Raw genomic sequence first — 23216 nt, 5'->3', positions numbered from 1 at the left:
CACCCCCATACCGGACATACCATCCCCTTTCATGGGACGTGTCCGGTGCGGGCGGTGGGTTCGGGCCGAGTGGGGGGCGTTGTACGGGGCGGTGCGGGAGCCGTTGGCGCGGCGGGGGTGGCGGGCCGTGCCGATGACGCTGGGGGCGGTGGCGCTGACGGCGCTCGTCCAGGTGACGCAGAACCAGACGTGGGGGTACGGGCTCGTCCGGGACCTGGGCGGGGTGCGCGCCGCCGACCCGCTGTGGCTGGCGCTGCTGCGGACCCCGCTGTCGCTGTTCGTGCCCGCCCCCGACCTGCCCGTCTGGGGCGCGCTGGGGCAGATCCTGCTGGTGTTCGGGATCGCCGAGGTCTGCCTCGGCCGCTGGCCGACGCTCGCCGTGGCGTACACCGCCACCCTCGCCGGGACGCTGTACGCGCGCGCCGGGATCGCCCTGGGCCCGGACGGCCCGCTCGGCCTGCCCGCCTCGTACGCGCGGGTGGTGGACACCGGCCCGTCGGCCGCGGTGGTCGGCCTCGCCCTGTTCGTGGCGTGGCGCTACCAGGCGTACGTCACCGCGGGCGCGGTCGTCGCGGCGATGGTCGGCGAGGTCGCCGTGGAGGCGAACCTGGCCGGGCGGGAGCACCTCGCGGCGCTCGCCGCGACCGGCGTGCTGTGCGGGATCGCGGGGGCGCGTCAGCGGTGGTGGGCCGCCTCGGCGGCCTCGGTCAGCTCGGCGTCGGTCTTGCCGCCCAGCCAGTCGCCGAGCACCCGGCTCGGGCCGGACCAGCGCCGGTCGTGATGGTAGGCGCGCAGCGTCGCGCGGGCCCGCGCGCGGGGGCGCCTGCGGTAGAAGCGGCGGGCCCACGGGGAGCCGGGGCGGGCCAGGCGGATGATGCCGAAGAGCGCGACGAACGGGATGATCACGCTGAACAGGGCCATCTTGGCCTTGCCCTTGCTGAGGACGCCCAGCGCGAGCAGGAAGTTCACCACCACGGTGGAGATGACGCTCCCCCGGTCCTGGAGCTCCTCGTCGCTGAGGTCGTTGACGCCGAACGGCGAGAACCCGACCAGCACCAGCCCCACCAGGGCCGCCGTCAGCACCACGACCTCCACGCTCTGCCGCCCCGCCTCCGACCAGTACACGTCGTCGAGGTGCAGCACCAGCGCGAACTCGTCCAGCACCAGCCCGGCGCCGATACCGAAGACGACCGCGCAGGCGTAGGAGCCGAAGCCGTGCCGTCCGCTGGCGACCGCGCCGAAGCCGCCCACGACGGCGAGGATGATGCCGGGCACCACGTGGTGGATGTGCAGGCCGCCCGCCTTGACGTTCCCGAACGGGCCCCGCCCCGCGCGGATCAGCCGGGTGATGACGCGGGTGATCAGGAACGTGAGGACGAAGGCCGCGAGGGCGAGCAGCAGCGGGAGTTTGCCCGGCTCGATGATGTTGCGTTGCCACCAATCTCCCATACGGGCATTTTCGTCCCCCGGCCCCCGGACCGCCCGCCGGGTAGCCTGCGCCGGTGTCCACGCCCCCGCCCTCCCCCGCCCCGCCCGCCTCGTCCGCCTCGCCCTCCCTGTTCTTGGACGGCCTCCGCTTCGCCTTCGGCACCCTCACCGTGCTCCCCGTACGGGTGACCCGGTGGGACCGGGCGGCCGCGCGCGCGGGCATGCTCGCCGCGCCGCTGGCCGGGCTGGTCGTGGGCGGCTGCGCGGCCGGGGCGGGCCTCGCGACGCTCGCCCTGGGCACGGGTCCGCTGCTGGCCGCCGTCGCCGCCACCGCCGTACCGGCCGTCCTGACGCGCGGGCTGCACCTCGACGGGCTCGCCGACACCGCGGACGGGCTGGGCAGCGGGCGGCCCGCCGAGGACGCGCTGCGGATCATGAAGCAGTCCGACATCGGACCGTTCGGCGTCGTCACCCTCGTCCTGGTGCTGCTCGCCCAGACGGCCGCCCTGGAGCGGGCGTTCGACGCCTCCGGGGCGCGGGGCGCGGTCGCGGCCGTCGTCGCCGGGGTCGCCGCCCGGCTGGCGCTCACCCTCGCGGCCCGCGCCGGGGTGCCCGCCGCCCGGCCGGAGGGGCTCGGCGCGGCGGTGGCGGGCGTGGTGCCGCGGCCCGGCGCGCTGGCGGTGGCCGCCGGGTGCGTGGCCCTCGCGGCGGGCGGCGGGGCGCTGCTCGGCGGGTACGGCGCGGTGCGCGCCGCCGTCGCCGTCGTGGCCGCCGCCCTCGCCGCCGACCTCCTGCTGCGGCACTGCGTACGCCGCTTCGGCGGGGTCACCGGCGACGTCTTCGGCGGCCTCGCGGAGACCGCGGCGACGACGGCCCTGGTGGTGTGCTGCGCCGGAGGGTGACCCCGGCGGCCGACGGCCGCGGCCGACCGCCGTGACCGGGAGTGTGACCCGGTTCATACGGGTTCGGGAGTCTGTCAGGATCAAGGTGTGGTCACGGCGCCGCCGACGGGTGAAGACTCGGCGCATGAGCGATCGCGCACGCACGCGTACGCTCGTCGCGGGGTTCGCCGCCCGGTCCGCCGCGCCGGTGGGGCAGACCCCCGGTGGCGACCGCGCCCTCGACCCGGTTCTAGGGTCGGCTGTCGGGCCCGGTCGTCCCACTCCGAACGGCCACAGCAACTCCACATCGGAAGCGAGATTTCACCACCGTGACTGCTCTCACTCTCAGCACCGCCGCGGCGCCCGGCCTGCGGGCCGACGCGATCGTGATCGGTGTCGCCAAGGGCGCCGCCCCGAAGTCCGGGGACCTCGTCGTCGCCCCCGGCGCGGACGCCCTCGCCCAGGCCTACGACGGCCGCCTCGCCGGCGTCCTGGAAACCCTCGGGGCCACCGGCGCCGAGGGAGAGGTGACGAAGCTGCCCGCCCCGGCCGGGTTCAAGACGCCGCTCGTGCTGGCCGTGGGGCTCGGCACGGAGCCCGAGAAGGACGCGTCGTACGACGCGGAGGCGCTGCGCCGCGCCGCCGGTGTGGCGGCCCGGACCCTCGCGGGCGCCAAGAAGGCCGCGTTCCTGCTGCCGCTGACGGACGCCGCCGACCTCGGCGCGGTCGCCGAGGGCGTGGCGCTCGGCGCGTACTCCTTCGACACCTACAAGGAGCAGAACAAGGACGCCAAGGCCCGCGCCGGCAAGGCGCCGCTCGCCGAGGCCGTCCTGCTCGGCGGGAAGCCGCGCGACGCCGCCCACAAGGCCGCCGTCGCCCGCGCCACCGCGGTCACCGAGGAGCTCAACCGGGCCCGTGACCTCATCAACACCCCGCCCAACGACCTCGACCCCGAGGCCTTCGCCGCGATCGCGCAGACCGCGGCCAAGGAACACGGCATCAAGATCCAGGTTCTCGACGAGAAGGCCCTGGCCAAGGGCGGCTACGGCGGCATCCTCGGCGTCGGCGCCGGTTCCGCGGCGACCCCGCGGCTGGTCAAGCTGTCGTACACCGCCTCGAAGGCGAAGAAGCACCTGGCGTTCGTCGGCAAGGGCATCACCTACGACTCGGGCGGCATCTCGCTGAAGCCCGCCGGGCACAACGAGACCATGAAGTGCGACATGAGCGGCGCGGCGGCGGTCTTCGCCGCCGTCGTCACGGTCGCCCGGCTCGGCCTGGACGTCAACGTGACGGGCTGGCTGGCCCTCGCGGAGAACATGCCGTCCGGCTCCGCCACCCGCCCGGGTGACGTGCTGCGGATGTTCAGCGGCAAGACGGTCGAGGTCCTCAACACCGACGCCGAGGGCCGCCTGGTCCTGGCGGACGCCCTGTGGGCGGCCTCGCAGGAGAAGCCGGACGCCATCGTCGACGTCGCGACCCTGACCGGCGCGATGATGCTGGCGCTCGGCAGCCGCACCTTCGGTGTGATGGCCAACGACGAGGCCTTCCGCACCGCGGTCCACGAGGCCGCCGAGGAGGTCGGCGAGCCCGCCTGGCCGATGCCGCTGCCGGAGCACCTGCGCAAGGGCATGGACTCGCAGGTCGCCGACATCGCCAACATGGGCGAGCGGATGGGCGGCGGCCTCGTCGCCGGTCTCTTCCTGCGCGAGTTCGTCGGCGAGGGCATCAGCTGGGCCCACCTCGACATCGCCGGTCCGGCGTTCAACGAGGGCGGCCCGTTCGGCTACACCCCGAAGGGCGGCACCGGCACCGCGGTGCGCACCCTGGTGCGGCTCGCGGAGCTGACCGCCGCGGGCGACCTGGGCTGACCCGCCCCGCACCGGGTACGCGGTTCCCGGGTCCCCGGGTTCGCGCCGGGGGCGTGGGGACTGTGCGCCGGATCACGTGGACCGTACGGCTCCGCCCGTCGCAGGGCGGGCGGGGCCGGGTCCGGCTGGTCGCACGGTTCCCGGCCCCCTCCGGGGCGTCCCCGCGCAGCCGTCTCAGGTGAGCGTGGGACGTCTCACACCCCGGCCCCGCGTCCCGTCCGCCCCCCGCAGGTGCGAAGATGGGGCTCGGCAGGACAGGGCCCCCACCACAGGGCCGAAGAAAGAGCGGCCGGACACCAGCCGACCGACCGGTCAACCACCCGCAAGGGCAACGGTGCCCGGCGTACGGCGCACATGCATGGAGGACGTGACGTGGCGAACGACGCCAGCACCGTTTTCGACCTAGTGATCCTCGGCGGTGGAAGCGGTGGCTACGCCGCGGCCCTGCGCGGGGCGCAGCTGGGACTGGACGTCGCCCTGATCGAGAAGGACAAGGTCGGCGGCACCTGCCTGCACCGGGGTTGCATCCCCACCAAGGCCCTGCTCCACGCGGGCGAGATCGCCGACCAGGCCCGCGAGAGCGAGCAGTTCGGCGTGAAGGCCACCTTCGAGGGCATCGACGTCCCCGCCGTCCACAAGTACAAGGACGGCGTCATCTCCGGGCTCTACAAGGGCCTCCAGGGACTCGTCGCCTCCCGCAAGGTGACGTACATCGAGGGCGAGGGCCGGCTGTCCTCCCCCACCTCCGTCGACGTGAACGGGCAGCGGGTCCAGGGCCGCCACGTCCTGCTGGCGACCGGCTCCGTGCCGAAGTCGCTGCCGGGTCTGGAGATCGACGGCGACCGGATCATCTCCTCCGACCACGCCCTCGTGCTGGACCGGGTCCCGAAGTCCGCGATCATCCTGGGCGGCGGCGTCATCGGCGTGGAGTTCGCCTCCGCGTGGAAGTCGTTCGGCTCGGACGTCACGGTCATCGAGGGCCTCAAGCACCTCGTGCCCGTCGAGGACGAGAACTCCTCCAAGCTTCTTGAGCGCGCGTTCCGCAAGCGCGGCATCAAGTTCAACCTGGGCACCTTCTTCTCGAAGGCCGAGTACACCACCGACGGCGTCAAGGTCACCCTCGCCGACGGCAAGGAGTTCGAGGCCGAGGTCCTGCTGGTCGCGGTCGGCCGCGGCCCGGTCTCCGCCGGACTCGGCTACGAGGAGCAGGGTGTCGCGACCGACCGGGGCTACGTCCTGGTCGACGAGTACATGCGGACCAACGTTCCCACCATCTCCGCCGTCGGCGACCTCGTCCCGACCCTCCAGCTCGCGCACGTCGGCTTCGCCGAGGGCATCCTGGTGGCGGAGCGGCTGGCCGGTCTCAAGACCGTCCCGATCGACTACGACGGCGTGCCGCGGGTGACGTACTGCCACCCCGAGGTCGCCTCCGTGGGCATCACCGAGGCCAAGGCCAAGGAGATCTACGGTGCGGACAAGGTCGTCGCCCTGAAGTACAACCTGGCGGGCAACGGCAAGAGCAAGATCCTCCAGACCGCGGGCGAGATCAAGCTCGTCCAGGTCAAGGACGGTGCCGTGGTCGGCGTCCACATGGTCGGCGACCGGATGGGCGAGCAGGTCGGCGAGGCCCAGCTGATCTACAACTGGGAGGCGCTGCCGGCCGAGGTGGCCCAGCTCATCCACGCCCACCCGACCCAGAACGAAGCGCTCGGCGAAGCGCACCTGGCCCTCGCGGGCAAGCCGCTCCACTCGCACGACTGACCCCTCGGTCGACGTACGCGAGACACGCGACGACACGCGACGACACAGACTTCCGCACTTTCGTAAGGAGCAACCGAAACCATGCCGGTTTCCGTAACCCTTCCGGCGCTCGGCGAGAGCGTCACCGAGGGCACTGTCACCCGCTGGCTGAAGGCCGAGGGCGAGCGCGTCGAGGCCGACGAGCCGCTGCTTGAGGTGTCGACCGACAAGGTCGACACCGAGATCCCCTCGCCCGCCGCCGGTGTGCTCGCCTCCATCAAGGTCGCCGAGGACGAGACGGTCGAGGTCGGCGCCGAGCTGGCCGTCATCGACGACGGCACGGGCGCGCCCGCCGCCGCCCCGGCCCCCGCGGCCGAGCCCGCCCCGGCCGCCGAGCCGGTGGCCGAGCCCGCCCCCGAGCCGGCCGCCGCCGCGCCCTCCACCGAGCAGGCCGCCCCGGCGCCCGCTCCCACCGCCGAGGCCGCCTCCGGCGGCGGTTCCGCCGAGGGCACGGACGTCGTCCTGCCCGCGCTCGGCGAGTCCGTCACCGAGGGCACCGTCACCCGCTGGCTGAAGTCGGTCGGCGACTCCGTGGAGGCCGACGAGCCGCTGCTGGAGGTCTCCACCGACAAGGTCGACACCGAGATCCCGGCGCCCACCTCGGGTGTGCTGCTGGAGATCACCGTCGGTGAGGACGAGACCGCCGAGGTCGGCGCCAAGCTGGCCGTCATCGGCGCCCCGGGCGCGGCTCCGGCCGCCGCCCCGGCGCCCGAGGCCCCGGCGCCCGCCGCCGCTGCCCCGGCTCCCGCCCCGGCGGCTCCGGCTCCCGCCCCGGCCGCGCCCGCCGCCCCGGCTCCGGCCGCTCCGGCGCCCGCGCAGGCCGCCCCCGCGCAGCCCGCGGCCCCCGCCCAGCCCGCCGCTCCGGCGCCCGCCCCGGCGGCTCCGGCCCCGCAGGCCCCCGCGCAGCCCGCCCCGGCGGCTTCGTCCTCGGACGACGGCGCGTACGTCACCCCCCTGGTGCGCAAGCTCGCCGCCGAGAACGGTGTCGACCTGGCGTCCGTCAAGGGCACCGGCGTCGGCGGCCGTATCCGCAAGCAGGACGTCGTCGCCGCCGCGGAGGCCGCCAAGGCCGCCGCGGCCGCTCCGGCGCCCGCCGCCCCGGCCGCCGCCGCGAAGAAGGCCCCCGCCCTGGAGGTCTCCCCGCTACGCGGCCAGACCGTGAAGATGCCGCGCATCCGCAAGGTCATCGGCGACAACATGGTCAAGGCGCTGCACGAGCAGGCGCAGCTGTCGTCGGTCGTCGAGGTCGACGTCACGCGCCTGATGAAGCTGCGCGCCCGGGCGAAGGACGCGTTCGCGGCGCGCGAGGGCGTCAAGCTCTCGCCGATGCCGTTCTTCGTCAAGGCCGCCGCGCAGGCGCTGAAGGCCCACCCGGTCATCAACGCCAAGATCAACGAGGCCGAGGGCACGATCACCTACTTCGACACCGAGAACGTCGGTATCGCGGTGGACTCGGAGAAGGGCCTGATGACCCCGGTCATCAAGGGCGCGGGCGACCTGAACATCGCCGGCATCGCCAAGGCCACGGCCGATCTCGCGGGCAAGGTCCGCGGCAACAAGATCACCCCGGACGAGCTGTCCGGCGGGACCTTCACCATCTCCAACACCGGTTCGCGCGGTGCGCTCTTCGACACGATCATCGTGCCGCCGGGCCAGGTCGCGATCCTCGGCATCGGTGCCACGGTGAAGCGCCCGGCCGTCATCGAGACGGAGGAGGGGACGGTCATCGGCGTCCGCGACATGACGTACCTGACCCTGTCCTACGACCACCGCCTGGTCGACGGCGCCGACGCCGCCCGCTACCTGACCGCCGTCAAGGCGATCCTGGAGGCGGGCGAGTTCGAGGTCGAGCTGGGGCTGTAGTCCCCGGCCGGGGGCCAGGGTTTCGGCCCCGGCCCCCGGTCACCGGCATCCGCCGCACGGTGCCCCCGTCCGCCGCCTCCGGGCCGCGGCCGGGGGCACCGTCGTGTCGGGGCCGGGGGTGCCGGGGCGTAAGAGGCGTGTAAGTCTCGTCTCACCTGCGGGACAGCGTGGCCGCGGGCGCCTCCGGGAGGGGGTCGCGGCCGTATTGTCTAAACGTCAAAGCCCCCGGGGCCGAGGAGCGGCCCGTTCGAAGGAGCCTCCATGACCGCGCCCGTCGTCCACTCGCTGCGCGAGCAGATCCGCGAGCACATCGTGGAGGGGATCGTCAGCGGGCGCTGGAAGCCGGGCGAGCGGATCGTGGAGCGGCGGATCGCGACCGAGCTGGAGGTCAGCCAGACCCCGGTCCGTGAGGCGCTGCGCGAGCTGGAGTCGCTGCGGCTGATCGAGTCGGCGCCCAACAAGGGCGTCCGGGTGCGCAACCTGACGGCGGCCGACCTGGAGGAGAGCTACCCGGTCCGGGCCGGTCTGGAGGCGATCGCCGCGGAGCTGGCCGCGCACCGGCTGGCCGACGACTGCTCGGCGCTGGAGCCGCACGTCGCGGCCCTGTACGAGGCCGACCGGGACGCCGACGGCACCGGCCAGGTCCGGCACACCGTCGCCTTCCACCGGGAGCTGGTGCGCGCCGCGGGCAACTCGGTGCTGCTGCACACCTGGGAGGGGCTCGGCATCGAGGTGTTCACGGCGCTGTCGATCCGCTGGCTGGGCACCGTGCAGCAGTCGTACGCCGAGGAGCACGAGGAGCTGGTGGCGGCCTTCAAGCGGCGGGACCCGCGGATCGCGGAGATCGTGAAGGCGCACGTGCTGGGCTGCGCGCCCAGGCCGTAGCGGGCCGGGGCGTCGCCTGTTCCCGCTTCCACGGCCGCCGCTCCGCGTCCCGGCCTGAGCGGTGGCCCGCTCATACGTGCTCCCACCTGCGAAGACACCCCCACACGGCACGGCACCGGGTGCCGAAAGCGAAGGCACTCTGTGCCTACTTTGCCTTCCACGTACTAAATTTCCGCTCACCCCTTTGATCGATCATCGATCAGGGGGTTACAGTCGCCGACGGGCTTTCACCAGAGCCCCACGCCCTGTCCTGCCAAAGACCAAGGGCACCCCGAACCCCTTACCGATGAGGGAACCCCCTTCGACTGAGGAAGGCGGCGACATGACCGACCCCCAGGCCATCCAGCCGAGCGCGCTCGACCAGCTCCCCGACCGCGACCCGGAGGAGACCGCCGAATGGCAGGCCTCGCTGGACGCGGTCGCCCAGGCGGCCGGACCGCACCGGGCCGCGTACCTGATGCGGCGCACCCTGGAGCGTGCCGAGGGCGCCGGTGTCGCGCTGCCCAAGCTGCTCGAGACCGACTACGTCAACTCGATCCCCACCGCCGCCGAGCCCGCCGCGCCGGGCGACGCCGCGCTGGAGGCCCGGATCACCGCCTGGAACCGCTGGAACGCGGCGGCCATGGTGACCCGCGGCGCGAAACACGGCGTCGGCGGCCACATCGCCACCTTCGCCTCCGCGGCCTGGCTCTACGAGACCGGCTTCAACCACTTCTTCCAGGGCAAGGAGTCCCAGGACTCCCCCGGCTCCGGCGACCAGCTCTACATCCAGGGCCACGCCTCCCCCGGCATCTACGCCCGCGCCTTCCTCGACGGCCGCCTCACCGAGCAGCACCTGGACAACTTCCGCCAGGAGGCGGGCGGCAACGGCCTCCCGTCCTACCCGCACCCGCGGCGGCTGCCGTGGCTGTGGGAGTTCCCGACGGTGTCCATGGGCCTCGGCCCGCTGTCGGCGATCTACCAGGCGCGCTTCAACCGCTACCTGACCCACCGCGGCATCAAGGACGTCTCCGCGTCCCACGTCTGGGCGTTCCTCGGCGACGGCGAGATGGACGAGCCCGAGTCGACGGCGGCGCTCGCGCTGGCCGCGCGCGAGGGCCTGGACAACCTGACCTTCGTCATCAACTGCAACCTCCAGCGCCTCGACGGCCCGGTCCGCGCCAACTTCAAGATCGTGCAGGAGCTGGAGGCCCAGTTCCGCGGCGCGGGCTGGAACGTCATCAAGACGCTGTGGGGCACGGCCTGGGACGAGCTGTTCCAGCTCGACACCACGGGCGCGCTGCTCCGCCGTCTGCGCGGGGTCCCGGACGCCCAGGTGCAGACGTACCAGACGCGCGACGCGGCCTACATCCGCCAGGACTTCTTCGGCAAGGACCCGGCGCTCGCCGAGATGGCGAAGCTGCTGAGCGACGACAAGATCCTGGAGTGTTTCCACCTCTCCCGCGGCGGCCACGAGGCGGGCAAGGTGTACGCGGCCTACAAGGCGGCCGTCGAGTTCAAGGGCGCCCCGACGGTCGTCCTCGCGCAGACGGTCAAGGGCCACACCCTCGGCACGGGCTTCGCGTCGAAGAACGCCAACCACCAGATGAAGAAACTGACGGTGGACGAGTTCAAGACCATGCGCGACCTGCTGGAGCTGCCGATCCCGGACAGCGCCTTCGCCGACGGCCAGGTCCCCTACGGCCACCCCGGCGCCGACGCGCCCGAGGTCCGCTACCTCCAGGAGCGCCGCGCGGCCCTCGGCGGCCCCGCCCCGGCCCGCCGCGTCCACCCCGTCGCCCCGCTGCCCGCGCCCGCCGACAAGGCGTTCGCCTCCTTCGACAAGGGCTCCGGCACGCAGAACGTGGCGACGACCATGGCGTTCGTCCGGCTCGTCAAGGACCTGGTCCGCGACAAGGAGACCGGCAGGCGCTGGGTGCCGATCGTCCCCGACGAGGCGCGCACCTTCGGCATGGAGAGCCTCTTCCCGTCCCTCGGCATCTACTCGCCGAAGGGCCAGACGTACGAGCCGGTCGACCGTGACCAGCTGATGTACTACAAGGAGGCCAAGAACGGCCAGATCCTCAACGAGGGGATCACCGAGGCCGGTTCGATGGCCGACTTCATCGCCGCGTCGACCGCGTACGCCACGCACGGCGAGACGATGATCCCGTTCTACATCTTCTACTCGATGTTCGGCTGGCAGCGCACGGCCGACCAGATGTGGCAGCTCGGCGACCAGCTCGGCCGCGGCTTCCTCGTCGGCGCGACCGCGGGCCGCACCACGCTGACCGGCGAGGGCCTCCAGCACGCGGACGGCCACTCCCCCGTCATCGCCGCGACCAACCCGGCCGCGCTGTCGTACGACCCGGCCTTCGCGTACGAGATCGCCGTCATCGTCAAGGACGGTCTGCGCCGGATGTACGGCGAGGTGGCGCCCGGTGAGGACCAGGACGTCTTCTACTACCTCACCGTCTACAACGAGCCGCTGCCGCAGCCCGCGAAGCCGGCCGTGGCCGGGGTCGACGAGGCCATCGTCAAGGGGCTCTACCGCTTCAACACGGCCGAGTCCGCGGGTCTCTCCCCCGCCGCGAACGCGCCGCGCATCCAGCTGCTGGGCTCCGGTACGGCGATCCACTGGGCGCTGACCGCGCAGCGGCTGCTCGCCGAGGAGTGGGGTGTGGCCGCCGACGTGTGGTCCGCGACCTCCTGGACCGAGCTGCGGCGCGACGCGCTGGAGGCCGACGCGGCGCTGCTGCGCGGCGAGGAGCGGGTGCCGTACGTACGGCAGGCGCTCCAGGGGGCCGAGGGGCCCGTCCTGGCGGTGTCGGACTACATGCGGCAGGTGCCGGACCAGATCGCGCAGTGGGTCGAGCAGGACTGGTCCTCGCTGGGCGCGGACGGCTTCGGCCTCTCCGACACCCGTGACGCGGCGCGCCGCCACTTCGGGGTCGACGCGGAGTCGATCGTCGTCGCCGCGCTGGCCCAGCTGGCGCGACGCGGCGAGGTCAAGACGACGTCCGTCAAGGAAGCGCGGGAGCGGTACGGGTTGTAAGGGGTACGCCCCCCTGGCCGGGGGTGGGCAGGCACGGTGGGGACAGCCCCGTCACGGTGCCTGCCCACCCACGACCGCCCGTCTCGGTGGGCTGGACAGCTGGCGTCGAGGTGGTTCAGCCCGTCTGGGGGTGCCCCCTCTGGGGGAGTTTGAGGACGAGGCCCGTTCAGGGCCGACAGCGGACCCCTGGGGGCGGCAGCCCCCAGGGGTCCGTGCGTGCGCACGCGGCATCATGCCTTCATGCGTGCCGCCCGTCTCATCAAGATGATCCTGCTGCTCCAGTCCAGGCCGAGCATGACCGCCGCCGAGCTGGCGGCGGAGCTGGAGGTGTCGGAGCGGACCGTGACGCGGGACGCCCAGGCCCTCTCCGAGGCGGGCGTCCCCGTGTACGCGGAGCGCGGCCGTAGCGGCGGCTACCGCCTGGTCGGCGGCTACCGCACCCGCCTCACCGGCCTGGCCCGCGGTGAGGCCGAGGCCCTTTTCCTCAGCGGAGTGCCGGGCGCCCTGCGCGAGATGGGCCTGGAGGACGCGGCCTCGGCGGCCCGGCTGAAGGTCTCCGCCGCGCTCCTCCCGTCGTACCGGGACGCCCCCCGTACCGCCGCGCAGCGCTTCCATCTGGACGCCCCCGGCTGGTTCCAGGAACCGGCGACCCCGCCCCTGCTGCCGGTGGTCGCGGAGGCCGTGTGGGACGACCGTCCCGTCCGGGCCCGCTACCGCCGGGGCGAGCGGGAGGTCGCACGCGCGCTGGAGCCGTACGGGCTCGTGCTGAAGGCGGGCGTCTGGTACCTCTGCGCCCGCGTGACCGCGCCGGACACCGCCCACACCGCCGACTCCACGCCCGCCGTCCCCGTCTTCCGGACGTACCGGATCGACCGGTTCACCGGGGTCGAACCGGCGGGCCCGGCGGAGGATCGTTTCAGCAGGGACGAGGCGTTCGACCTGCCCGGCTTCTGGGCGGCACAGGCGGAGCGGTTCGCGCGGTCGATCCTCCGTACCGAGGTCGTCGTACGCCTCTCCCCCGACGGGGTGCGCGGGCTGCCGTACGCCGTCGACCCGCTGGCCGCCGGGGACGCCCTGGAAGGGGCCGGGGAGCCGGACGGGGACGGGTGGGTGACGGTCACCCTCGGGGTGGAGTCGCAGGACGTGGCGCACGCCCAGCTCACCGCGCTCGGGCCGGAGGCGGAGGTGGTCGCCCCGGCGGCCCTGCGGGAGCGGTTCGCGGCGGACGCGCGACGGCTGGCGGCGCTGTACGGCCCGTAGCCCGCCCGGCATGTACTCCCCGCACTTCCCCGCACTGGAGGTGCGTCCCGCCCCTCCAGGCACGATGCTGGGACCCGTGATGGACGAGACGGAGTTCTGGGAACTGGTCGACGCCACCCGCGAGGCCGCCGAGGGCGACCCGGAGGAGCAGGCCGACCTGCTCGTGGAGCGGCTGCTCCAGCGCGACCCGGAGATGGTGCTGGACTTCGCCCGTCACTTCGAGGCCCGCTTCAACCGCGCGTACACCTGGGACCTGTGGGGCGCCGCCTGGCTGCTGCTCGGCGGCGCGAGCGACGACGCGTTCGACTGGTTCCGCTGCTGGCTGATCGGGCAGGGCCGGGAGGTCTACGAGGGCGCGGTGCACGACCCGGACGCGCTTGCCGACCTGCTGGGCGAGTTCGACGAGGAGATCGACGGCGACGGCGAGGAGCTGGGGTACGCGGCCGACGAGGCGTACGAGCAGCTCACCGGGACCGTCGCCCCGGACCTCGGGATCGCGCCCGCCCCGCCGGAGCCCGAGGGCACCCCGCTGGACCTGGAGGACGAGCGGGTGCTCGCGGGGCGCTTCCCCCGGCTGTGGGAGCGGTTCGGCGACTCAGACGCCTGACCCCGCCGGGGCGGTCGCGTCCACCCCGTCCGCCGCGCCCGCCCCGCCCGCCGCCTCCACCGTGCCCGTCGTGCGTCCCTGGAGGCGGGCCGCGGCCTGGCGGATCTCCGGGAGGAGGGCGGCGAGGGCCGCGCCGGGGCAGCTGGTCATGTAGCCGTCCTTGTGCCCGGCCAGCGCGGGCAGCGCGGCCGTGGCGCCCGCCGCGTACCGGCTGTGGCTGTTGCTGGAGACGAGCCGGACCTCCGTGCGCGGGTCGACGTCCGCGAGGCCGAGCTTCCAGGCGGCCACGGCGGCGATCGCGTCGGTCATCTCGCGCGGCACGGGCATCCCGGAGGTGAAGGTGCCGAGCGCGGCGATCCCGGCGGTGCGGTGGTTGAAGCCCTGGGTGTGCGCGCCGGTCACCGGCCGGTCGACGCCGCCCGCGCGGCCCTCGTAGACGGTGCCGCAGCGGTCGACGAGGAAGTTGTAGCCGATGTCGTCCCAGTCGCGGCTGCCGGTCTGGCCCTCGTAGAGGGCGCGGATGATGCGGGGCGCGTCGGCGCAGTCGTAGCCGTTGGGCGAGTCGGTGTGGTGGACGAAGACGGCGACCACCTTGTCGTCGTAGCGCGGGGGCGGCTGGTCGCGGCGGGCGTCGGCCAGCCAGACGGCGCGCGGCACGACGGCGGGCCGGGGCGCGGTGTGGGCGGCGGGCGCGGCCGGGCGGCGGCCGGAGCGGGCGGCGAGGGCGGCGGTGGCCGCGTCCTCGACGCCGCCCGCGCAGAGCGCCAGGGCGAGCACGGCGGCGGCCCCGGGCAGACAGCCGAGGGCGACGAGGACGGGCAGGGGCAGCCCGGCGGGGCCGCCGCGGAGCCGGTCGCCGGTCCTTCGCGCGAGGCGCCGGGCCTCGTGGATGGCGCGCATGCACCCACTGTCGGCCGGTTCCGCCGGGTCCGCGACGTGTGCTGTGCCACCCGGTGGAACCATCGGCCGGGCCCGTGACGTTTTTCGGGGTACAAGCCCGCGCGGCCGGATTGGGGTGCCGTCCCGCGGGCGAGGCTGATCACCGGGCCCCTCTCGTCCGTACTGGAGCCCGAGAGGAAGGCGGCTGCGTGGACCTGCTCGACATCCTGCTGGTGCTGGCGATCCTGGCGTACGCCGGATCGGGCTACCGGCGCGGCCTGGTGGCCGGCTGTGTCTCGCTGGCCGGTTTCGTGGGCGGCGCGGTGGTGGGCGTGTGGATTCTGCCCTGGGTGATGGACCTGGTGACGCCGGGGACCACGGCGGCGACGGTCACCGCCGTGCTGACGGTGCTGACCCCGGCGGTGGTCGGGCACGAGCTGGCCGGGCGGCTGGCGCTGCGGCTGCGCGGCGAGCTGGACCGGGGGCCGCTGCGGGTCGCCGACGGCATCGGCGGCGCGGTCGCCAACGCGGTGGCGGTGCTGGTGGTGGCGTGGGTGGCGGCGAGCGTGCTGGCGGTGTCCTCGTCGCCCCTGGTGACCTCGGCGATACGGGACTCGCGGCTGCTGGGGGCGGTCCAGGACGCCATGCCGGAGACCACGCCGGGCTGGTTCGCGGGCGCCACGTCGGCGCTCACCCAGGCGGGGTTCCCGCAGGTCTTCAACCCGTTCGAGAACGAGGCGACGGCCGAGGTCGCCGAGCCCTCCGGGGACAGCGTGACGGCCGCCGCGACCGAGGCGGCCCGCCGCAGCACCGTCAAGGTCGAGGGCGCGGCGGACGGCGAGGGCCGCGAGGGCAGCGGGTTCGTGTACGCGCGCGAGCGGGTGATGACCAACGCCCACGTGGTGGCGGGCATCGACGAGCCGACGGTCCGGATCGGCGGGGTGGGCCGGGCGTACGAGGCGCGCGTGGTGCTGTTCGACCCGCAGCGCGACGTGGCGGTGCTGTACGTGCCGGGGCTGCGGGCGCCGCTGCTGTCCTTCGACGACGACGCGGGGCGCGGCGCGGCGGCGGTCGTGGCGGGCTATCCGCAGGACGGCGGGCTGGACCTCCAGGCGGCGACGGTGGCGAACCGGATCGACGCGACCGGGCGGAACATCTACAACGACGGCACCGTCACCCGCGAGATCTACTCGGTGCGCTCCACGGTCCGCCCCGGCAACTCCGGCGGCCCGCTGCTGACCACCGACGGGCGGGTCTTCGGGGTGGTCTTCGCCCGCTCCACCTCCGACGCGGAGACGGGGTACGTGCTGACCGCCGACGAGGTCGCCGCGGACGCGGAGCGGGCGCGGGACGCGACGGCCGCCGTGGACACGGGCGACCTGGTGTCGTCGTGACCCGTGTCCGGCGGGGGGCGGGTCAGACCGGGCGGCCCATCAGGACGTCGTCGACGTAGGCGCCGTCGAGCAGGAACTCGCCGGGCAGGACGCCCTCGACGGTGAAGCCCTCGGCGGCGTACAGGGCGCGGGCCGGGGCGTTGTGGCCGAGGACGCGCAGGGTGAGGCGGCGGGCCCCGGCGCGGCGGGTCTCCTCGACGGCGGCCCGCACCAGCGCGCGGCCCACGCCGCGGCCGCGGGCCGCGTCGGCGACGGCGAGGCCCTGGATCTGCCGGACGTGCGCGTTGCAGGCGAGCCCGGTCGCGGGCACCAGCCGGAGGTAGCCGACGACCCGTCCGCCGACCTCCGCGACCAGGTAGTCGTGCGGCAGGTGGAGCGCGTCGAAGAAGGGCCGGTACGGCGGCTCGGGGCGGGGCTGGACCGCGTGCAGCGGGGACCAGGTCTCCCGGTCGAGGAGGGCGAGCGGCGCCTCGTCGGCGGGCCGGGCGGGTCGGATCAGCGGGGCGGGCGGCCCGCCGGGGGCGTCCTGGGGCGCGGGCGGGTCGGCCGGTATGTGCGGGTCGGTCATGTGCGGCACCCTACGGCGTGCCCGCGCCCTGTCGGCCACGGCTTTTTCCCGGGTCCGGGGGCAGGATGACCGCATGGAACGTACGCGAATCGCGGTGACCGGCGCGTCCGGTCTGATCGGCAGCGCCCTGGTGCGCTCCCTGGCCTCCGACGGGCACGAGATGGTGCGGCTGGTGCGGCACGCCCCGAAGGGCCCGGACGAGGTGCGCTGGGACCCCGAGCGCGGGGAACTCGACCCCGCCGGGCTGGCCGGGTGCGCGGCGGTGGTGAACCTCGCGGGGGCCGGGATCGGCGACCGGCGCTGGTCGGACGAGTACAAGCGGCGCATCCACGACAGCCGCGTCCACGGCACCGCGGCCCTCGCCCGCGCCCTCACCGCCCTGGACGACGGGCCGCGCACCCTGGTCAACGGCAGCGCGATCGGCTTCTACGGCGAGACGGGCGACCGCGCCGTCGACGAGGAGGCGCCCGCCGGGACCGGGTTCCTGCCCGAGCTGTGCCAGGAGTGGGAGGCGGCGGCCGACCCGGCGCGCGCGGCCGGGGTGCGGACCGTGTTCACCCGCACCGGACTGGTCGTCTCGCGCGACGGCGGTGCCTGGGCGCGGCTGTTCCCCCTGTTCAAGGCGGGCCTCGGGGGGCGGCTGGGCGACGGGCGGCAGTACTGGTCGTACATCGCGCTGCACGACGAGGTGGCCGCGATCCGGCACCTGCTGGAACGGGACGACCTCGCCGGGCCGTTCAACCTGACCGCGCCCGAGCCGCGCACCAACGCCGAGATCACCGCGGCGATGGGGCGCGTGCTGCACCGCCCGGCGCTGTTCCCGGTCCCGGCGGCGGTGCTGAAGACGGTGCTCGGCGAGATGGCCGGGGACGTCCTGGGCAGCGCGCGGGTGGTGCCGAAGCGGCTGCTGGAGTCCGGGTTCAGCTTCGCGTTCCCCGGGATCGAGGACGCCGTACGGGCCGCGTGAGGTCCGGGTGCACGGCTGCCCGCCGGGACGCCTGAGGATCAGCTGACGGCTGTCCGGTGGTCCGTACGACGGCTGCCCGGTGGCTCGTACGACAGCTGCCCGCCGGGCTGGTCGAGGTCCGGACGGTCGCTGACCGCGGGCCGTGCGGTGGCCGCCTGACGGGGTTTCAGGTGGGCATGCGACCGGCGTGCGACCGTGCCCGGTCCGTGCGCGACTGCCGACGACCGGTCACCGCCCTACCCTCGATCCGAACTCGGGTATTCCGGAAGCCAGTTGGGGGCATGACGTCCCCACCGGCCGCGCAACCTCGAGGAGGGGCACGTGCTTGAGCCCGCGTACCAGGCGGACGTCGTGATCGTGGGAGCCGGGATCGCCGGACTCGCCGCGGCGCATCGGCTGACCAGCGCAGGAGTGAGGACCACGGTCCTGGAGGCCGCCCCGTGCGTGGGCGGCCGGATGGCGACCGAGAAGGTGGACGGCTTCCGGCTCGACCGCATCGGGCACCCGCTGCCCACGGCCTGCGCGGAACTCGCCCGGACCCCGGGCCTGGAGGCGCTCGTCCTGCGCCCCTTCGCCCCCGGAGTCCTGCTGCACAGCGACGGGCGCCACCACCGCGCGGGCGCGCAGCCCGGCGCGGGGGGCGCACGGGGCGCACTCCATGCCGTACGCGCCCTCGCGAGCGCTCCCCGGAACGGGGGGCCGCCCCGCGTGCGGAGCGGGGCGCGCACCCCGGTACGGAGCGGTGCGCGCACCGGCGTACGGACCGCGGCCGGGGCGCCGCTGGGGTCCGCGATGGACCAGGCGCGGCTCGGGGCCGCCCTCACCCGGCTCGCCGCCACCCCCGCCGAACGGCTCCTGCGGCGGCCCGAACAGCCCGCGGCGCAGGCCCTCGCCGGGCGCGGACTGCCCGCCCGCACCGTGGACGGCTTCCTGCGGCCCCTGCTGGCCGCGCTGCTCAGCGACCCCGAACTGATCAGCTCCAGCCGGTGCGCCGACCTCGCGCTGCGCGCCTTCGCGGCCGGGGGGCTGGCGCTGCCCGAAGGCGGCGCGGACACCGTGCCCGAGCTGCTCGCGCGCGGGCTGCCGCCGGGGACCGTGCGGACGGGGGTGCGGGTCACGGCGGTGTCCACCACCTCCGTGACCACCGCCGAGCACGGGGAGATCCCCTGCCGGGCCGTCCTCGTGGCGACCGACGCGCGCGCCGCCGCCGAGCTGCTGCCCGGCCTGCGGGTGCCCGCCTTCCATCCGGTGACGGTCGTGCACCACGCGACGGACGAGGCGCCGGGGACCGGGGCGGCGCTGCTGCTCGACTCCGACCGCGGCGGGCCGGTCGCCCACACGGCCGTGGTCAGCGAGGTCGACCCCGGGCGGGCTCCCGTCGGGCGGGCGCTGATCTCGTCCACCGTGCTGGGGGCGCCGCCGGACGGGGTGGACGCGGCGGTGCGGCGGCATCTGGGGCGGCTGTACGGGGTGCCCACCGGGCGGTGGGAGACGCTCGCGGTGCACCACTCCGCGGAGGCGGTGCCGGTGATGGGTGCTCCGCACGATCTGCGGCGGGGGGTGCGGTTGCTGGCCGGGCTGTACGTGTGCGGGGACCATCGCGACGTCAGCTCCGTCGCGGGGGCGCTGCGGTCCGCCCGGCGGGCGGCCGCGGTGATCCTCGGGGATCTGGGGGCGGGGGCGATGCATCGGGGGGAGCCGGTGCGGGTCGCTCCGCGGGCGGCGTGAGGGCAGGCACTCTCGGCTGACCCACCCCGGGGGGCTGCCGCCCCCAGCCCCCCGCCGTCGGCCCTGAACGGGCCTCGTCCTCAATCGCCGGACGGGCTGAACCACCTCGACGCCAGCTGTTCAGCCCGCCGAGACGGACGGTCGTGGGTGGGCAAGCCCCGTGACGGGAGGCGTACCCCGTGTACGGCGAGACGTCGGGGCTCGGCCCGAGGGGGGAGTCCGGCGCGCCCCCGGAGGGTCGGTCAGCGGAGGGCCGCCACGCGGTCGCGGTACGTGCGGACCGGCGCCGCGTCCCGGTACGGCTCCAGGCGGCGCTCGAAGTCACGTACGTACTCCAGGGCCCGTACCGACCGCATCTCCGCCGCCGCGGACGCCGCCTCGGCCGCGAGCTGGCACGCGAGGTCGAGTTCGCCGAGGCCGAGCCGCGCGGAGGCGAGGACGACGCGGGAGAAGAGGCGGCTGCGCGCGTGGGAGGCGGGGCGCAGCCGCAGGGAGCGTTCGGCGTGCTGGACGGCGGCCCGGAACTGCTGGAGGTCGCGGTGGCAGTGCCCGAACTCGTCGGCGAGCTGCCCCTCGTCGAACCGGCGGGCCCAGAACGGCACCTCGTCCCCGGCCCGCGCCGCGTCGAGCGCGCGCTCGGCCCGGACGAGGGAGGCGGTGCAGGCGCGGACCTCGCCGAGGACACCGTGCCCGCGCGCCTCGGCCGCGTGCAGCAGGGCCTGCACGACCGGCGGCACCGCCGACCCCGCGCCCTGCTGGGCGACGCGCGCGAGCTGCACGGCCTCCCGGCCGTGGCCGAGGTAGACGGCCTGGCGGCTCATGGTGACGAGGACGTACGAGCCGTACGTACGGTCCCCGGCGGCCTGCGACAGCCGCAGCGCCTGGACGAAGTAGCGCTGGGCGAGGCCGTGGGCGGCGATGTCGAAGGAGGTCCACCCGGCGAGCCGGGTGAGGTCGGCGGCGGCGCCGAAGAGGCGGCGGCCGGTCTGCTCGCCGTAGGTGCCGCGCAGCATCGGTTCGCACTCGTGCTCCAGGTAGCGCACGAGGGCCTGGCGGGCGTGGCCGCCGCCGTACTGGTCGTCGAGGGTGCGGAAGAGTTCGCCGACGGAGCGCAGCGCGGCGATGTCCCCGCCGGTGACCCGGCCGCCGGGGGCGCGGTCGGCGGCGGTGCCGCGCTGCCGGGGCACTCCGGGCAGGCCCGGCACCGCGCGGGCGGGCGCGGCCCGGTGGGCGGGCGGCCGGCCGCCCTGGACGGGGACGCGGGGCGGGGCGGGTTCGGTGCGGGCGACCTTGTCGTCGGACCGGCCGATGAGCCAGTCCCGGCTGGGCACGACGAGCCCGGCCGCGGTGAAGGCAATCTTGCGGAGTTCGGCGTGGCTGCCGGAGTCCTTGCGCCAGAGCCCGCCGACGATGTCGATGGCCTCCTCGGGGGTCGCGGCGAACTCCAGACCGGCGTACACGGGGGCGCACGCGTCGAGGCCGAGGTCCTGGGCGGTGAGGCGGCGGCCGAGGCGCCGGGTGAAGACCTCGGCGATCAGGGCGGGGGTGGTGCCGCGGGGCTGCTGGCCGCGCAGCCACCGGGTGACGGAGGTCTTGTCGTATCTGAGGTCGAGGCCGTGTTCGAGGCCGAGCTGATCGACCCGTCGGGCCAGACCCGCGTTGGAGAAGCCCGCTTCTGCGATGAGCGCGGCGAGCTGGCGGTTGGGCGTGCGCTGCGCGGGTCGTTCCGTCATCTGCGGTGCGGTCTCCTGCCTTCCGAGCCCTCTGACGTGCCCGGATGAAGTGCTCTGCGAAGTCCTGTGCTCGCGGTGAGCTGCCCTGATGGCGCGTGAACGGCGCGAATGTAGCGGAGCGTAAGCAGGCGATCGCACAGGTCGACGCTCATTCATCCGATCGTGTGAGGATTGGCCTCCGGGCTGACGCGTGGCGGTCGGACGTACAGTGGCGTGGGCGCGTTACGTGCCTGACGTCAGCGGAGGCGGGACCCTGGTGCCCGGCGCCGCCGCGGCGATCGGGTCGCAGCGTCCACCGTGTCCAGCGTGTCGCCGAGGGAGGCGCTTGCCGTGAGTGAGTTGCGGTTCGTCCGGATGGGCTTCGGAGCGGACGCCGTCGAGTACCAGGAGGCCTGGGACGAGCAGCGCCGGGTGCACGCGGCGCGCTTCGCCGACGAGGTCCCCGACACCGTGCTGCTGCTGGAGCACCCCCCGGTCTACACCGCCGGCCGGCGCACGGCCGACAGCGAGCGCCCCCTGGACGGCACCCCGGTGGTGGACGTCGACCGCGGCGGCAAGATCACCTGGCACGGGCCTGGCCAGCTGGTGGGCTACCCGATCCAGAAGCTGCCCCGCCCGGTGGACGTCGTCGCGCACGTCCGGCGGCTGGAGGACGCCCTCATCCGCACCTGCGCGGAGTTCGGGCTGACCACCTCGCGGGTCGAGGGCCGCAGCGGGGTGTGGGTGCTCGGCGACCCGGTGGAGCGGCGTGCCGCGCTCGGCGGGCTCTCCCTCGACTTCGACCCCCGGCTGCACGACGAGGAGTTCGACCCGCGGCTCAACGGGCCGGAGTACGCGCCCTCCAACGCGGGCCAGCGCCGCGAGGACCGCAAGATCGCGGCCATCGGCATCCGGGTCGCCAAGGGCGTCACCATGCACGGCTTCGCGCTCAACGTGAACCCGGACAACAAGTGGTTCGACCGGATCATCCCGTGCGGCATCCGCGACGCGGGCGTGGCCTCGCTCGCCGCCGAACTGGGCCGCGACGTCACCATCGACGAGGTCCTGCCGGTCGTCGAGCGCCACCTGAAGGACGTACTGGAGAACGCGGACCTGAAGCCGCGGGAGATCGAGCCCGCCTCCGCACAGCCCGCCTCCGCCTGAGCGGTGTCCGGAGCGCGCGGGAACGGGAGAGCCCGGGAACGGGCGGTCTCCGGGCGGGAATGCACCCCGCCGCAGTGAGGTTGGCCTCACCGGGGGAGTCGGTAAAACCACGGGCGTACCCTGGTGTACGCCGAAGAATCGAAAGTCTACGCAGACAGGCAGGGAGCCGACGTGTCCGCAGTCGCACCCGACGGACGCAAGATGCTGCGCCTGGAGGTCCGCAACAGCCAGACCCCCATCGAGCGCAAGCCCGAGTGGATCAAGACCCGGGCGAAAATGGGTCCCGAGTACACCAAGATGCAGAACCTCGTGAAGAGCGAGGGCCTGCACACGGTCTGCCAGGAAGCCGGTTGCCCCAACATCTACGAGTGCTGGGAGGACCGCGAGGCGACCTTCCTCATCGGCGGTGACCAGTGCACGCGGCGCTGCGACTTCTGCCAGATCGACACCGGCAAGCCCGAGGCGCTGGACCGCGACGAGCCCCGCCGGGTCGGCGAGTCCGTCGTCACCATGGACCTCAACTACGCCACCATCACCGGCGTCGCCCGCGACGACCTGGCCGACGGCGGCGCCTGGCTGTACGCGGAGACGGTCCGCCAGATCCACGCCCAGACGGCCGACCGCGAGGCGGGCCGCACCAAGGTGGAGCTGCTCGCCCCCGACTTCAACGCGGTCCCCGAGCAGCTGGCCGAGGTCTTCTCCTCCCGCCCCGAGGTCTTCGCGCACAACGTCGAGACGGTGCCGCGCATCTTCAAGCGCATCCGCCCCGGCTTCCGCTACGACCGCTCCCTCAAGGTGATCACGGCGGCCCGCGACGAGGGCCTCGTCACCAAGTCGAACCTGATCCTCGGCATGGGCGAGACCCGCGAGGAGGTCAGCGAGGCGCTGAAGCAGCTGCACGAGGCGGGCTGCGAGCTGATCACCATCACCCAGTACCTGCGTCCGACGGTCCGCCACCACCCGGTGGAGCGCTGGGTGAAGCCCATGGAGTTCGTGGAGCTGAAGGACGAGGCGGAGCAGATCGGCTTCTCGGGCGTCATGTCCGGCCCGCTGGTACGGTCCTCCTACCGTGCCGGGCGCCTGTACCAGATGGCCGTCGAGAAGCGCGGTTCCTTCGTCGCCGTCCAGGCCGTCTGACACACCGTCAGCATCCTTTCCGCGTCCGCGCGGAGAGCGCG

18 protein-coding genes are annotated in these 23216 nt (G+C 74.5%); 14 read left to right on the top strand and 4 right to left on the bottom strand.

Annotated elements, in window-relative coordinates:
* Positions 1-31 precede the first annotated feature (31 nt).
* A complete protein-coding gene (locus tag ACIQPQ_RS03870; RefSeq protein WP_401299298.1) occupies positions 32-781 on the top strand; it encodes a hypothetical protein in 750 nt (249 codons plus the stop codon).
* Here ACIQPQ_RS03870 and ACIQPQ_RS03865 read toward each other — a convergent pair.
* The gene (locus ACIQPQ_RS03865) at positions 676-1449 is read right to left on the bottom strand and encodes a hypothetical protein (RefSeq protein WP_401299295.1); all 774 of its coding nucleotides are present in this window, start codon (positions 1447-1449) and stop codon (positions 676-678) included. The genes ACIQPQ_RS03870 and ACIQPQ_RS03865 overlap by 106 nt on opposite strands.
* Positions 1450-1502: 53 nt before the next feature.
* Between ACIQPQ_RS03865 and ACIQPQ_RS03860 the strand changes: the two genes are divergently transcribed.
* From ACIQPQ_RS03860 to ACIQPQ_RS03825, 8 genes are all read left to right on the top strand, one after another.
* Complete coding sequence (locus tag ACIQPQ_RS03860) at positions 1503-2330, top strand: adenosylcobinamide-GDP ribazoletransferase (protein WP_401299293.1); 828 nt, start codon at positions 1503-1505, stop codon at positions 2328-2330.
* A 308-nt stretch (positions 2331-2638) separates the two neighbouring features.
* On the top strand, positions 2639-4177 hold the full coding sequence (locus tag ACIQPQ_RS03855; RefSeq protein WP_401299290.1) for a leucyl aminopeptidase: 1539 nt from the start codon (positions 2639-2641) through the stop codon (positions 4175-4177).
* 372 nt (positions 4178-4549) lie between these two features.
* Entirely contained in the window at positions 4550-5938 is a 1389-nt protein-coding gene (lpdA, locus tag ACIQPQ_RS03850) for a dihydrolipoyl dehydrogenase (protein WP_401299287.1), read from the top strand.
* Positions 5939-6019: 81 nt separating this feature from the next.
* Positions 6020-7840, top strand: coding sequence for a 2-oxoglutarate dehydrogenase, E2 component, dihydrolipoamide succinyltransferase (gene sucB, locus ACIQPQ_RS03845; RefSeq protein ID WP_401299285.1), 1821 nt, complete (start codon positions 6020-6022; stop codon positions 7838-7840).
* Positions 7841-8101: 261 nt separating this feature from the next.
* Positions 8102-8725, top strand: coding sequence for a GntR family transcriptional regulator (locus ACIQPQ_RS03840; protein WP_401299282.1), 624 nt, complete (start codon positions 8102-8104; stop codon positions 8723-8725).
* A gap of 322 nt (positions 8726-9047) precedes the next feature.
* Positions 9048-11759: a pyruvate dehydrogenase (acetyl-transferring), homodimeric type gene (aceE, locus tag ACIQPQ_RS03835; protein WP_401299279.1), complete on the top strand. Its 2712-nt coding sequence runs from the start codon at positions 9048-9050 to the stop codon at positions 11757-11759.
* A gap of 240 nt (positions 11760-11999) precedes the next feature.
* On the top strand, positions 12000-13019 hold the full coding sequence (locus ACIQPQ_RS03830; protein WP_401299276.1) for a helix-turn-helix transcriptional regulator: 1020 nt from the start codon (positions 12000-12002) through the stop codon (positions 13017-13019).
* A gap of 79 nt (positions 13020-13098) precedes the next feature.
* Positions 13099-13626, top strand: a complete 528-nt coding sequence (locus ACIQPQ_RS03825) for a DUF4240 domain-containing protein (protein WP_383780986.1) — start codon at positions 13099-13101, stop codon at positions 13624-13626.
* On the opposite strand, the gene ACIQPQ_RS03820 is transcribed toward ACIQPQ_RS03825, so the two are convergent.
* Complete coding sequence (locus tag ACIQPQ_RS03820) at positions 13615-14526, bottom strand: peptidoglycan recognition protein (RefSeq protein ID WP_401299274.1); 912 nt, start codon at positions 14524-14526, stop codon at positions 13615-13617. The genes ACIQPQ_RS03825 and ACIQPQ_RS03820 overlap by 12 nt on opposite strands.
* 188 nt (positions 14527-14714) lie before the next feature.
* Between ACIQPQ_RS03820 and ACIQPQ_RS03815 the strand changes: the two genes are divergently transcribed.
* Positions 14715-15899 (top strand): MarP family serine protease, encoded by a 1185-nt coding sequence (locus tag ACIQPQ_RS03815; protein ID WP_401299271.1) that lies wholly within the window; start codon positions 14715-14717, stop codon positions 15897-15899.
* A 22-nt stretch (positions 15900-15921) separates the two neighbouring features.
* Here ACIQPQ_RS03815 and ACIQPQ_RS03810 read toward each other — a convergent pair whose 3' ends face one another.
* Positions 15922-16467: a GNAT family N-acetyltransferase gene (locus ACIQPQ_RS03810; protein ID WP_401299268.1), complete on the bottom strand. Its 546-nt coding sequence runs from the start codon at positions 16465-16467 to the stop codon at positions 15922-15924.
* Between the two features lie 73 nt (positions 16468-16540).
* On the opposite strand from ACIQPQ_RS03810, the gene ACIQPQ_RS03805 reads away from it, so the two are divergent.
* Both ACIQPQ_RS03805 and ACIQPQ_RS03800 read left to right on the top strand, forming a co-directional pair.
* The gene (locus ACIQPQ_RS03805; RefSeq protein WP_401299266.1) at positions 16541-17434 is read left to right on the top strand and encodes a TIGR01777 family oxidoreductase; all 894 of its coding nucleotides are present in this window, start codon (positions 16541-16543) and stop codon (positions 17432-17434) included.
* Between the two features lie 321 nt (positions 17435-17755).
* On the top strand, positions 17756-19162 hold the full coding sequence (locus ACIQPQ_RS03800; RefSeq protein ID WP_401299263.1) for an FAD-dependent oxidoreductase: 1407 nt from the start codon (positions 17756-17758) through the stop codon (positions 19160-19162).
* A 242-nt stretch (positions 19163-19404) separates the two neighbouring features.
* Here the strand turns inward: ACIQPQ_RS03800 and ACIQPQ_RS03795 are convergent, their stop codons facing one another.
* Entirely contained in the window at positions 19405-20895 is a 1491-nt protein-coding gene (locus ACIQPQ_RS03795) for a regulator (protein ID WP_401299260.1), read from the bottom strand.
* A gap of 330 nt (positions 20896-21225) precedes the next feature.
* On the opposite strand from ACIQPQ_RS03795, the gene lipB reads away from it, so the two are divergent.
* Both lipB and lipA read left to right on the top strand, forming a co-directional pair.
* Positions 21226-22038 (top strand): lipoyl(octanoyl) transferase LipB, encoded by an 813-nt coding sequence (gene lipB, locus ACIQPQ_RS03790; RefSeq protein ID WP_401299257.1) that lies wholly within the window; start codon positions 21226-21228, stop codon positions 22036-22038.
* 171 nt (positions 22039-22209) lie between these two features.
* Positions 22210-23175, top strand: coding sequence for a lipoyl synthase (lipA, locus tag ACIQPQ_RS03785; RefSeq protein ID WP_383780953.1), 966 nt, complete (start codon positions 22210-22212; stop codon positions 23173-23175).
* Positions 23176-23216: the final 41 nt, after the last annotated feature.

This window comes from Streptomyces sp. NPDC091281, from assembly GCF_044757425.1.
Lineage (GTDB): Bacteria > Actinomycetota > Actinomycetes > Streptomycetales > Streptomycetaceae > Streptomyces.
The sequence above is the reverse complement of the archived record's forward strand: the minus strand, read 5'-3'. Positions and strand labels throughout refer to the sequence as shown.